This window comes from Bacteroides sp. MSK.20.82 (assembly GCF_019052485.1).
Classification (GTDB): Bacteria; Bacteroidota; Bacteroidia; order Bacteroidales; family Bacteroidaceae; genus Bacteroides; species Bacteroides thetaiotaomicron.
Window position 1 is genome coordinate 31,045 of the sequence record NZ_JAHQUN010000043.1, and the last position, 14,264, is coordinate 45,308.

7 protein-coding genes are annotated in these 14,264 nt (G+C 39.1%); 6 read left to right on the top strand and 1 reads right to left on the bottom strand.

Annotated elements, in window-relative coordinates; genetic code table 11:
• The first annotated feature begins 675 nt into the window (after window positions 1–675).
• Entirely contained in the window at window positions 676–4,668 is a 3,993-nt protein-coding gene (locus KTR07_RS22545; RefSeq protein ID WP_118214357.1) for a response regulator, read from the top strand.
• A gap of 149 nt (window positions 4,669–4,817) precedes the next feature.
• Here the strand turns inward: KTR07_RS22545 and KTR07_RS22550 are convergent, their stop codons facing one another.
• Entirely contained in the window at window positions 4,818–6,332 is a 1,515-nt protein-coding gene (locus tag KTR07_RS22550) for an SLC13 family permease (RefSeq protein ID WP_008762675.1), read from the bottom strand.
• Window positions 6,333–6,549: 217 nt separating this feature from the next.
• Here KTR07_RS22550 and KTR07_RS22555 point away from each other — a divergent pair, with 217 nt between their 5' ends.
• The 5 genes from KTR07_RS22555 (at window position 6,550) to KTR07_RS22575 (ending at window position 14,213) form a co-directional block, all read left to right on the top strand.
• Window positions 6,550–8,439, top strand: coding sequence for a fibrobacter succinogenes major paralogous domain-containing protein (locus KTR07_RS22555; protein WP_217315510.1), 1,890 nt, complete (start codon window positions 6,550–6,552; stop codon window positions 8,437–8,439).
• A 12-nt stretch (window positions 8,440–8,451) separates the two neighbouring features.
• On the top strand, window positions 8,452–10,260 hold the full coding sequence (locus tag KTR07_RS22560) for a hypothetical protein (RefSeq protein WP_117981094.1): 1,809 nt from the start codon (window positions 8,452–8,454) through the stop codon (window positions 10,258–10,260).
• A 654-nt stretch (window positions 10,261–10,914) separates the two neighbouring features.
• The gene (locus KTR07_RS22565) at window positions 10,915–11,058 is read left to right on the top strand and encodes a hypothetical protein (protein ID WP_172685137.1); all 144 of its coding nucleotides are present in this window, start codon (window positions 10,915–10,917) and stop codon (window positions 11,056–11,058) included.
• A complete protein-coding gene (locus KTR07_RS22570; protein ID WP_117981093.1) occupies window positions 11,021–12,535 on the top strand; it encodes a PCMD domain-containing protein in 1,515 nt (504 codons plus the stop codon). Before KTR07_RS22565 ends, KTR07_RS22570 begins: the two co-directional genes overlap by 38 nt.
• Before the next feature lie 286 nt (window positions 12,536–12,821).
• Window positions 12,822–14,213 carry a PCMD domain-containing protein gene (locus KTR07_RS22575; protein ID WP_217315511.1) on the top strand — a complete coding sequence of 464 codons (1,392 nt, stop codon included), beginning with the start codon at window positions 12,822–12,824 and terminating at the stop codon, window positions 14,211–14,213.
• The last annotated feature ends 51 nt before the right edge of the window (window positions 14,214–14,264 follow it).

Sequence of the window (14,264 nt, forward strand, 5' to 3'; positions counted from 1 at the left end):
CTAGAATATTCTTCTTTACAGTCAGCTTGTTTGCTGTCTCATACTTGATAAACAATAAATTATTGTTCCTATGATAGAGCTGACTATTAATCTGATCCATAAATTTGAACTTATACTTTTCATGGCTGTAGATTTTATTGATGAAACAATATTTAAAACTCATTTTTTTAGAAAAATATGTAGGTTTCCTCTATTACACTTCCCCGATTTATTATATTACTTTTGTTATATCATCCGAAATGTACTTAAGCTCCTACTGTATGAAAAAAACACGGGATTAAAAAAAATAGTTCGAAGTTTCAAAATGGAATTAACATCATTTTTTATTTTATGGAAAATTGAAAAGAGGCTTATGGATTTTAAATGCATAATCGAAGGAATAAATATATGATTGAAATTGTCCTAATAATAAGATGATCCCTGTTCGTGTATATTTATGATCTGATGCTGGAAAATCGTACAAAAAATGACTAATATAATTTTGAAAGAACACTTATCTATTTCCGATGTTTTTATTGGGGAGTATTTGGGGTATTATGCGGTATTTCCGATAGATGAGATAGTTGTGTTTTTTAAGTTTCTGTTTTTAACATATAATTATTAATTTATTCAGTTGCTGTTTAAATAATATTTTCATATTTTTGCAAATATATTTTTGAGTGTTTTGTGAAAGGAATGAAGATAATTGTAAAAAATAGAAAACTTTTAGTGTTTATAGTTCTTCTCATTAGTAGTGCTGTGAGCAAGGGGCAGATTTATAAGTACATAGGGTTGGAAGACGGTTTGAACAACCAGAAAATCTACCATATTCAAAAAGACCGACGCGGATATATGTGGTTTTTGACTCAGGAGGGGGTAGATCGTTATGACGGTAAACACATCAAGCATTATACTTTCTCGGATGACAGTATGAAGCTGGACTCACGGATAGCTTTGAACTGGCTTTATATGGATCAGGAAGATGTATTATGGGTAATCGGGCAGAAAGGACGTATTTTCAGGTATGATTCACAACATGATAAATTTGAATTGGCTTATGTACACCCTGAATTGATCCGAAATAAGTTTCAAGCATTTCTTGATTATGGTTATCTGGACAAGAATGATCATATTTGGCTATGTTACAAAGATACAATTACCTGGTATAATATTCGTACTGGAACAACACAACATATGCCAAAGCCTGTCGATGGTGCAATATCTACTATTGAGCAGGCTGATGGCGGTCATTTTTTTATCGGTACGGGAAGCGGTTTGTTTTGTGTCGGGATAGAAAAGGGAGAACTGAAACAAATTCCTGATGAAGTAGTAAAAAGCATCGTTACACCTGTTCACGAACTGTATTACCATACTGTGTCAAAGCAATTATTTGTGGGTAGTTATAAAGAAGGGATACTTATATATGATATTGGTAAACCCCAAAAAATCACTCCTTGTTATGCACCAAACAATGTGGAAGTTAATCAGATTGTTGCTCTGAACGCTGATGAGTTGTTGATAGCTACGGGTGGAAAAGGAGTATATAAGCTGAATGTAAATACTTGTAAGAGTGAACCTTATATAACGGCTGACTATAGCAGTTATAATGGAATGAACGGAAACAATATCAATGATATCTATGTGGATGAGGAGGAGCGTATTTGGCTTGCCAATTATCCTACTGGTATTACCATTCGTAACAATCGTTATGGAAGATATGATTTGATAAAGCATTCTCTTGGCAATAACCGGTCGTTAGTGAATGATCAGGTGCATGATGTGATAGAAGATAGTGACGGTGACCTTTGGTTTGCAACTAGTAATGGAATTAGTTTTTATCAGACCGATACAAGAGAATGGCGTTCTTTTTTTAGTTCTTTTGATCCGGTGCCGGATGATGAGAATCATATCTTCTTGGCGTTGTGTGAAGTCTCTCCTGGTGTGATATGGGCTGGTGGTTTTACGTCTGGAATTTATAAGATAGAAAAGAAGAAAGGGTTTAAAATAAGCTATCTTTCGCCTGCGGCCATTGCAGGAATACGTCCTGACCAATATATTTATGACATTAAAAAGGATTCGAGCGGTGATGTATGGTCCGGTGGATATTATCATTTGAAACGCATTAATCTTGAGACTAAAAATGTTCGTTTGTATCCGGGAGTAAGTTCCATCACCACCATTCTGGAGAAAAATGCCCGTCAAATGTGGATTGGTACAAGAATGGGACTCTATCAGCTTGACAAGCAATCCGGTGTTTACCGGTATATTGACTTGCCTGTTGAATCTCCTTATATATGTGCATTATACCAGAGAGAAGATGGTATCCTGTATATTGGTACTCGTGGAGCAGGTCTTCTTGTTTATGATATCAATAAAAAGAAGTTTATTCATCAGTACCGAACTGATAATTGTGCACTGATTTCTGATAATATTTATACGATTATTCCGCGTCAGGATGAAAATCTCCTGATGGGTACGGAAAATGGTATTACGATTTATTCACCTAAAGATCATTTTTTCCGTAACTGGACACGGGAGCAGGGACTGATGAGCGTAAATTTTAATGCCGGTTCTGCCACAACTTACAGTAACAGTACGCTTGTCTTTGGTGGCAATGATGGTGCTGTTAAGTTTCCGACAGACATAGAAATACCTGAGCCATATTATTCGCGTTTGTTATTACGGGATTTTATGATAGCTTATCATCCTGTCTATCCTGGTGATGACGGATCTCCCTTGAAGAAGGATATTAACGAGACTGATTGTCTGGAATTGGCCTACGGTCAAAATACTTTTTCGCTTGATGTGGCTTCCATAAATTATGATTATCCTTCTAATATTCTTTATTCATGGAAAATCGACGGTTATCATAAAGAGTGGACCCGTCCGAGTCAAGATAATCGGATTGTTGTTAGAAATCTGCCTCCTGGCAGTTATACGTTACAAATTCGTACTGTATCTAATGAGGAGAAGTATAAAACTTATGAAACAAGGAGTATTCAGATCATTATTACCCCTCCGGTGTGGGCCAGTATGTGGGCAATGGTGGGGTATGCAATTCTGGTGGTCTTGATTATGATTATCATATTCCGTGTTATCATGTTGCATAAACAAAAGAAGATTTCTGATGAGAAGACACGTTTTTTTATTAATACTGCTCATGATATACGTACGCCGCTGACATTGATAAAAGCACCGCTGGAAGAAGTTGTTGAAAACCATATGGTGGCAGAGAAGGCATTACCCCATATGAATATGGCCCTAAAGAATGTGAATACATTGCTTCAGCTGACAACCAACTTGATAAACTTTGAACGGATCGACGTATATTCGTCTACTCTTTATGTTTCTGAGTATGAATTGAATTCTTATATGAATGATGTTTGTGCTACTTTCCGCAAATATGCTGAGATGAAGCGTGTCAGATTTGTTTATGAGAGTAATTTTGATTATTTGAATGTGTGGTTTGATAGTGACAAAATGGGGTCTATCTTGAAGAATATTTTGTCAAATGCGTTGAAGTACACGCCAGAGAATGGTAGCGTGTGTATTTGTGCTTGCGAGGAAGGGAATACTTGGAGTATTGAGGTAAAGGATACAGGAATTGGTATTCCTTCATCTGAACAGAAGAAATTATTCAGAAATTGTTTCCGGGGTAGTAATGTAGTCAATTTGAAAGTGACCGGAAGTGGGATTGGATTGATGCTGGTATATAAACTGGTTAAGTTGCATAAAGGAAAGATCCATATTCAAAGTGTTGAACATCAGGGAACATGCGTGCAAATTACTTTCCCGAAGGGAAATACCCATTTGCATAAAGCAAAGTTTATCTCTCCAAAAACGCCGAATGAACGTATGGATGCTGTTGTACTGGGGGGAACTTCTGACTTGCCGGTCTTGGAGGCACCTCAGATAAAAACCTCTTTACAGCGTATTCTGGTAGTGGAAGATAATGATGATTTGCGTAATTATCTTGTGGATATGCTTATGGCAGGGTATAATATCCAGTCCTGTTCCAATGGCAAAGATGCGCTTGTCATTATAAAGGAGTTTAATCCAGATCTTGTTATATCCGATATAATGATGCCTGAGATGAGTGGAGACGAACTGTGCTCAGCTATCAAAACGAGTGTGGAAATGTCTCACATTCCAGTCATATTGCTGACTGCGTTAGGGGATGAGAAAAATATACTCGGAGGACTGGAAATCGGAGCAGATGCCTATATAACCAAGCCATTCAGTGTGGGTATACTAAAGGTGACTATTAAAAACATATTGGCAAATCGTGAATTGCTCCGTCAGGTCTATAATAGTATCGAAAATAAAGAAAAGCATTTACCTGTCAATTGTACTAATACTTTGGACTGGAAATTCATAGCTTCAGTCAAGGAATGTATAGAGAAGAATATGGGAGATTTGGACTTTGGGGTAGATGTACTCAGTAATCAGCATCATATGAGTCGAACAAGTTTCTATAATAAACTGAAAGCGCTGACCGGTTATGCTCCGGCTGACTACATCCGGATGATCCGTTTGCAACGTGCAGCACAATTATTAAAGCAGAAAGAATATACAATAACGGAGATTGCTGAAATTGTCGGGTTTTCGGATGCGAAGTATTTCAGGGAGGTATTTAAGAAGTATTATAATGTCAGTCCAAGTAAGTTTGTGAATTCGGATCAGGAATAGAGTAGACGAGATATCGTTTTATACCATTGTTGTTTCTTATAAACTTTTGGAGAGGATTATAGGACGCTAAATTCGAAAAAGAAGAAGATGTCAAAAGCAAGATAAATGTATCATCCTGCTTTTGACATCTTCTTTTTTTAATAGATTATTTATAATAACTTGTTGGAGCCGAGTATGATCAGCATTGTATATCCCAAGATAAGTCCTATAATTCCCATAATGATACCTACCTTTTCCATATCTTTTTGCTGAATCATTCCTGTGGCATGTGCCAGGGCATTAGGTGGTGTACTAATTGGTAATATCATTGCCAGCGATGATCCGATGGCGACTCCAATTAATAAAGTCTCTACACCTCCCAACGATGACAGGTTTTCACGCATGCTGATTCCGGCAATGGCGAGAATAGGGACGAGTAATGCTGCAGTGGCTGTGTGTGAAATAAAGTTGGCCATAGCATAGCAAATCAGTCCGGAACCGACAATCATCAGTACAGGGGGCCATGTGCTGAATGGGATGGCTTCGATCATATGCTTTGCCAGTCCGGTCTCTTGCAAGGCTACGCCCAATGCGAAGCCGCCGGCTACCATCCAGAGTACACTCCAGCTGATCTCTTCCAGGTCACGTTTGGTAATAACGCCTGTTATACAAAAAACAGCTACCGGAATCATTGCCACTACATTGGAGTTTACTCCTGTAAATTTGTCGAACATCCACAATAGAACCGTTATAGCAAAGGTGATATAAACCACAATGGAGCGCCAGTCTTTCTTTGCTTCACCTTCAATTTGCAGTTCGATGCTCTTTTGTTTGAATGGAAACAGTCGTAAGAGGATAAACCAGGCTATAAACAGTACAATAATAGTGTAAGGCAACATAAAGCTCATCCATTCTCCAAAACCGATATTCAGATTTAATCCTTCCGGATCATTCAAATACTTTAAAGCAATGGCGTTAGGTGGTGTACCGATAGGAGTTCCCATACCACCTACATTGGCAGCAACGGGAATGGCCATAGCCAATCCGATTTTCCCTTTTCCATCTGCCGGGAGTGCTTTTAATACGGGAGTAAGGAAGGTAAGCATCATGGCCGCCGTAGCCGTATTACTAAGAAACATGGAAAAGACAGCTGTAACGAGGATGAATCCCAATAGCACATATCGTGATTGTGTTCCGAAAGGTCTCAGCATAACTCGTGCCAACAATACATCCAGTCCACTTTTGGTTGCTGCGATGGCAAGAATAAATCCACCTATAAACAGCATGATGATAGGATCGGCAAAGCAATGCAGGATAGACTTATATTTGACTGTCTGTCCCAATTCCTCCGCAGGAGTATTTTGGGTTAAGAACCATAAACTACTGTCGGAAACGGTAAGTAATAATAGTACAACAATAAGAACGGAAGTGGTCCATGCCGGGACAGCTTCGAACACCCACATGAGTGTGGCGAAAATGAAAATGGAAATAAGTCTTTGTTCTATAACGGTCAACCCTTCTATTCCAAAAGTATCAATGGGAAGGAACCATAAAATAAGAGAGAGGGTAATAGCTATGGTTAACTTTATACATCGGGCCACTGTCTGATTCTTTGCTAACCGTTTAGCTTTCTTTAAGTCCTGATAAGCTTCTACTAGGTGGAAGCCGTGAAAAATCTTGTACATAATATTAGAATGAGATAAAATTAAAAAACGTTTGCAAAAATAACTTTTTATTTTGTATTTAGTTAGTCTGACGTTAAAGATTTCTTTTATTCAACATATTTATTAAAATTTTATGCAGATGACTTGCTGTATTGAAAAAAGTAGTATTTTTGCCGCCGCTTTTGGAAAATGCATTTATAAAGTTTCCAATATTCAGTATTATTTTAATCAAAAAAACATGAATTATTCTTGCAGAAAAACCATCGTTCCTATTATAATAGGAACATTACTTTCAGGCGCCTGCTCGAACGATGAACCAACCGGGGGAAAAGGCCATCAACAAACTTATTCAGTGGTATTAAAAGGAATTACGGTAGCAGGAGAAGAATCTTCTGAAGAGCTCAAAGATGTATCGGTTTTCCAGTTTAGTGACGGGAATTTATATAAAGAGGAACAGCTGACTCCCGGGCAAGGCGGACAGTCGGAGATTTCTGCGGTCAGCGGATCTCGACTTTATTTTCTGACCGGACTGGAGATTCCTGCCGGAGAGAAAGCTAAAAGTGAAGAAGAATTTCGTAATACGATTATCGGTGAAGGATTGCATGATAATTCTGCGCCGGATTTCATGGCGGCTGTAGTCGAATTGGAGAGCGGAGTAGTGACACGCAGCAATGCGGAGGTCAATGTAATTATGAAACGCGGTGTGGCGCGCATTGATTTGAACACAACAGCCGACAGCAAAACGCAGATAAAGGAAGTCATCGTAGAGAATGCTCCTGCCGAGACTTTACCATTCCTCGAAAATGTCCGGGCGTCGGATAAAACGGTGAGCTATCGGAAGGAGTTCTCTTCTGCATTCGATGGCAAGCAAGAGGGGGTATTCCGTCTGTTCGAAAGCACACGTCCTGTCAATATCATCTTGCGTGGAACCTATGGTGAAGTCCCTATCAGGTTAAAAGTCGAATTACCAGTTGTCGAACGCAATAAAGTATATGAATTGGCAGTGCTCAATGTGGGAGCTGAAGTGACAGGCGTTTTTGAGATCAAACCGTGGGAAGAAGGGGAAACTATTGTCGGAAAGCCTGATACGAACCAACGTCTTTTGCTTAATGCGTCGAAATCCAGGATTCCGGAAGGGGTGAAGGTAGACTATGAGAATAATATACTGGAAGTGCCTGCTACAGGTGCTGATGACATGACGCTGGCGTTCGTTACAGACACTCGTATCGATATTTCTTCTACAGAAGGTGCCGGTAGCGGAACAAGTGTAGGCAATATGTCCGTGTCGGAAGAGGCGGAAGGTATCGTGTCGTCATTTAATGTATCGGTTGCAGCGCAAGGCAGCGGTCGCCTGGGCTATACGGTTTTGGTGCATTTGAAAAATGCCTTGTTGAGTGGAACATATGATTACGTGGAGATACGTGTGGCTCCGAGTGACAAACAGATTGAAACTGTGGAAATCGCAGGAAATGTATGGATGGCATTTAATGCGCGTAGCCACGATCTGGAAGATCAGATTTATCCGTTGGACGGGGCTACGGTCGAAGATATGTATCATAAAAGTTGGATTAACATGGTGGGTGGTCTGTTCCAATTTGGACGTTTATATATGTACGTGCCTTGGCAGGGGTATAATCCTTCCAACAATTTAGGTAACCAGACAGCTGATGCACCTTGGGTGAATGATACACATATGCCTTGCCCTGAAGGATACCGGATACCGGCTGGTAACGAATGGCAGTCTCTGCTTCCTGCAGACCAAGAGATTCCGGGTAGATATAAGGCAGGAAATGGAGAAACAATTGCCGCTACACTTCACATTGGAGAAGGAACACTGATAACTCCGTCCAGTGGTGTGACGGGAACACAGCATTATGTGAAGTTTACTTCGGAAGACACCGGTCGCAGCCTTATTATTCCTTTGGCTGGCTCGAAGGGAGATAAGTCGTCATCCAATAATCCGGCTTTCGGGAAAAGAGCTGTGTTGTGGACAAACGAACGTAACGGTCTTCCGGGCGGTTATGCATGGGCTTACTGGTTGCCGTTCGAAGGAGCCGAGTCAACCGTTATTAAGAAACAGCGGTTACAGATGGAAGCATTTGCATCCGTACGTTGTGTAAAGAAATAGAGGAGGCTGTTTATGAAGATGCTAAGAATCATAATGATATTACTGGGCGCATTATTGCTTGCCAACTGTTCGGGTGATTTTGAACAGGAGACCGGCATTGTTCCTTCCCATTCCGGACAAGTGTCGTTTTTGTTTGGGTTGCAGCAAGATGATGCGTCCGTGGTGCAGACACGCGGAAGCAAACCGGAGCAGATCACTCGTATGTGGTATGCTATTGCCAATGAACGTGGAGAGATTATTAAGCCCTTATATCAGAAGCTGGAAGAAAACTTCTCAAAATTGACTATCGAAGGATTGAGTATGGGGGATTATACAGTCGTTTTTCTGGCTACTACGAGCGAGGAAGAAGATGAGGCTGTTAAAGAACCCGAAAAACTGTCCGATGACTGGTTGATAAATCATGCGGAAAATGCGCCGTTAGATGCGGTTTACTTTTATAAGAAAATAGAATTGCATATCGGCAGAGATCAGGCTTCGGTGTCGCATACAGTGGTCTTGGAGCGTTCTGTAGGGAGAGTGGATGTCGATTTGAATGTATCGTCCGATTATATGTGGAGATTCATTCGTAAAATCGATATAACTTTCGACGATGCCGAAGGAATATATGCGACTCTTGGTGCAGACGGGAAATATTCCGGAACCAGAAAGATAGAATCTTATGACATTACCGGGAAATACTCGTTTTACTCATTGCCCGGCACAAAAGCATTATCCGGATTTGTGACGATTGAGTCCGATCGCAGTGATGGAACTCAGTTTGTCCGTAAATACCGTTTCACGGATTGTAAGATTGAGGCAGGCCGTGTATCTCATATTAGTATTGATTATCTGCATCCGGAAAATCAGGATGGTTCACTTTATGTTCGCAAGGAGGACTTCTTTCGGTTTCGCACGGATACGATGTTTTTGGCCAGTGAGCCACGTGAGGTCTTTTATGACAGTCGCCGTCGTTCTTTTTATGCGAATGCTCCGTTGCAGGTTTCCATTTCAGACGAACATCAGTTGCTTGTCAAGTTCTTTTCTCCTGTAGGTATTCAGGATGTGAAGATTATGTGCCGTTTTAATAAATTTAGCATGGAGTTCTTCGAACTGGCACATTTCGAGCAGATTTATCCGTTTATGGAAGCGTCATTCCCCTTGCCGGTTGTAGATTCGGAACGGACATTCACTACAAGTAGTGGACGAAAGATAGTGGTGCCTGCACAGCCCGGACTTTCCAATGACGATGTGACGCTTGTTATTCGTACAGAAGACCCGTTTATGAAGAAAATAGAACAGATAGACAGTCGTTGGTTTATACGTTTTTCTTCTTATTCGGCTGACAATGGCCATGCGTATTGGCGTCATATGAATCCGTTATTGTGCCGTCATGGAGTGGCGTTGGCTGTCAATATGGCTTTCATGTTCTCTTCCGAAGAGTTTAATATGGAAATGAACAAATACGAAGGTTTGTTGAAAGACAATGGAGGAAATCCGATCAATCTGGATGCGTTGCGTCAAAGAATCCGTAATCATGGCGGGCTTGTGCTGGGTTGTGTTGCCGGTGTCGGCGGATTAGGTGGAGGCAATACATACGGCTTGGCTAATTATTGTTATACCGGTGTTTATTTTGATGCGACTCCTCCGGATGCCCATCCGCATAATTATCCCCGTCAGGCCATGTTTCATGAATACGGGCATTGCCTTGGGTATAACCATAGCAGTACGATGACATATGGTGACCAATGGACGGTGTTGTGTGCAACGGTTTTTGTGAACATGGGAAAGAATGGCAAATTGCCGGTATGTTCGAAAGAGATAATAGCACAGTTACCGATGTAATCTGAAATCTTTTTCCTTCTTGCTTATTGCAAGTACAAGAAAAGCCCCGAACCATCACGGTCCAGGGCTTTTTTCATCATTATAAACATGTATATAAGCAATACTAAATTTAAACACGTAAGACATCACGCATACAAACGACGCTAACTGCCCATTATGGGCTGTCAACATTTGCAAATATATATATTTATAGATTAAGAAAGAATATCGCATCGTCACGAGTGAATATTCTGAGTAAAATGATATTAAATCAGTAGTAATTTCAAATGGTTCCGCCATCACAACGAAACGACATTTGTAATAATTTCAATATTAAACATGTCTAACTTTGTACTTTGACAAACTTTCAATTATGACTAAGACTGCAAAGATATGGCTTTTTTAATAAATATGCAATAATTATAATGTCGTAAATTCACTTCTGTCATTCGTAAGGGGGAGGCTGTTGAGCGGATATTAAATCGGAAAAATTGTCTGTCGTTGATAAATGTGAGATTTATAGGTATATGGATTGTGATAGGATTTTGTATGAAAAGATGATTGGTTTAGTGCAGGGCTATATATCTGCTTACTCTTCTCGTTTATAATTTGAATATTAATATTGGGACTTCTATTTTTCTTGTTTTTGGGGGGTGTATAAATAATACATTAAAAATGGAACATAGAATGCCAAGAATGGCACTTGTGGTAGTTGTTTTAAATCTTTTACTTTGCGTGATTTTATGTGATAAAAAAGAATTTATAATTAACTATGAAGATTATGAAGAAAAGATTGTTGTATTTGTTTATGCTTATTAGTTCGGTGAGTCTATTTATGAGTTGTAGTGACGATGACGATGTGAAATATCCGGTTGACAGTGAACTTGCAGGTGCATATAAAGGAACGATGGATGTATATTATGTGGGAGTATCTACTCCTATTGTTTCTGATATGGTTCAGAAGGTTTATATCTCAAAGGCTTCGGATACTGCTGTAAAACTGGAACTGAGAAACTTTACTATTACCGTAGCAGGTGCTGAGCTTCTTATTGGTGACATTACTGTGGATAATTGTGCTTTGGCAAAAAGTGGTGATGCTTATAAGTTCTCCGGCAATCAGACATTAAGTCTTGTTGTGGGATCATGCAATACATCCGTTTTGGGTACAGTTGGTAAGAATGCTGTAGATATGGTTATTGATGTAGATGTAGAAGGCGGAATGAAAGTTAAGGTCAATTATAAAGGTACTAAACTGTCAGGAAGTGAAAACACGGAGGCTAAAATAACCGATTTTACTATTGATGACGAAGTTATAACAGTAGCACCGGTTATTGATGATGCAAAGAGTGCCATTACGTTTAAAGTTAATGATGAGGCTACTGAGGAAGACTTGAAAGCCTTGGTACCAGTCATTGCTGTTTCAGAAAAGGCTACCGTAACTCCGGCAAGTGGTGTTGCTCAGGACTTCTCCGGAGGAAAAAGTGTTGTTTATACTGTAGTTGCTGAAGATGGAACATCAAGAAAGTATACTGCTTCTATTGAAGGTGTTCAGAATATCATGAAATATTCTTTGGATGAATGGTCTGAATTTGATGCAGGTAATAGTTATGAAAATTATTGGACTCCGGAGCCTGCAGGATTCCTGGCTACTTCCAATGGTGGTGCCAAAATGTTGAATGGATCATCTTCGGCAGTAAAAGTAGGCTATCCTGTGATGGAAGAATCTGAAGGATTTAGTGGTAAGGCTGCCAAATTGGTGACATTGGATTCTAGAGCACATGCTTTAGGCAGTATGGCACCTATCACTTCCGGCTCTTTATTTACGGGTACGTTCAGTCTTAATATGCTTGCTCCTTTGAAATCAACCAAATTTGGTATTGCTTATGACAAGGAGCCTAAATTATTAAAAGGCGTATATAAATATAAAGCAGGAACGAACTATATAGATGGTTCTGTCAAACCAGCGCAGGAGGGGCTTAACATTATCGACGAATGTTCTATTGCTGCGGTATTGTACGAGGCAAAAGATGCAGCCGGCAAAGATGTGACACTCACAGGAGTAGATATTAATACTTCAGAATATCGTGTGGCAGAAGCTCGCTTGAAAGATGGTACGGATAAAGATGAATGGACTACATTTGAACTTGCATTTGAGTATTTGCCGGAGAAATCTTATGATAGTACTAAAGAGTATAAGTTAGCCATTATATGTTCTTCCAGTAAGGAAGGTGATAAGTTCAAAGGCGCAGCTAACAGTACGCTGATCGTTGATGAATTGGAGGTTATTGGCGAGTAATGAGATGTATAGCTAGAATAATAGGTTAGTTATATGAAAATTTGAAAACTATAATATCTTGAATATCGAAAAAGGGGGGACTTGAAATCCCTCCTTTTTGGGTATATATTTGTTGAGTATGCTGTAAATATGAACCTTAAAAAGTAGATAAAAACAGCTTTTTTGCAATATGATCTTAAAAATAGATCATAAAATACAAAGAATGGACCTTGTGATAATTAATATAAATATGTTACTTTGTACCCGATTTTGCGATCAAATAGATTATTAACTAAATAAGAGAATTATGAAAAAGAGTTTGTTGTATTTGTTTATGTTTGTTTGTTCAGTCAGCTTGTTTTCAAGTTGTGGTGATGACGATGATGTTAAATACCCTGTTGATAGTGAGTTAGCTGGTGCATATAAAGGAAAGATGGATGTATATTATGTAGGTGTAAGTACTCCTATTGCTTCTGATATGGTTCAGAAAGTTTATATATCAAAAGCTTCTGATACTGCAATTAAGTTGGAATTAAAGAATTTTGTTATAAATGTAGCAGGTACTGATATTACTATCGGTGATATTGCTGTGGATAATTGCGCTTTAAAACAGGATGGTGAAGCTTTCCAGTTTTCAGGAAGTCAAACTTTAGAATTGGTTGTTGGTTCATGTAATACTTCTGTTTCAGGTACGATCGGTAATGGAACCATTGATATGGTTATTAATGTTGATGTAGCTGGCGGAGGAATGAAAGTGAAAGTTAATTATAGGGGTAGTAGATTATCTGGTAATGAAAGTGTAGAAGCTAAAATAACCAGTTTTACCTTTGATAGTGAATTGGTAACAAGCCAACCAGTGATTGATGAGGAGAATAAAACTATAACATTTAAGGTTAGTGAGGATGCTACTCCTGAAGAACTGAAAACTTTAGCTCCTACTATTACAGTTTCTGATAAAGCAACTGTTACTCCCGGCTCTGGTGTAGCTCAAAATTTTGCAGGAAATGTTGTTTATACAGTTGTTGCTGAAGATGGAACTACTAATCAATATACTGTTTCTATCGCTGCTAAGACAAGTGTTTTGAAGTTTTCATTTGAAGAATGGGAAAATGTTCCAGGTAGTCCTTGGGCTAATGAATATGATAAACCTCTTCCTACAGATGTGCTTGCAACTAGTGCTGAGGGCGCTGCCATGCTGAAACTTATGGGAGTTACAACTATGCCTGTTTACAAGACAGATGATAAGAAAGAAGGTGAGTATGCCATAAAGCTAGTGACTATGGATACAAGTGCTAAAGCTAATGCTTTAGTTCCGGCGATTACTTCAGGATCTGTATTTACTGGTAAATTCGATATGGATTTTCTTGAACAGGGGAAATTATATTGCACAAGATTTGGTGTTTTATATGATAAAAAACCAGTCGTTTTCAAGGGATGGTATAAGTATACTCCTGGGGAGAAGTTTATTGATGGTACAGATGTTAATAATATTGTAGAGGTTAAGGATCGGATAGATGAGTGTGCTATTCAAGCTGTATTATATAAAGTTGATACTGATGATGAAGTTCTGACTGGTTTTGATATCAACACTTCAGAGAAACGTGTCGCTGTGGCTGCTTTATCTGATAAAACTGCTAAAGTAGATTATACTTACTTCGAAATACCTTTTGAATTTTTGAAAGATTATGAAGAAGGGTAAGCCCCCGATAAAGTACCCGTTGTCTTTGTATCTTTAAGTCTCGATCTTTGC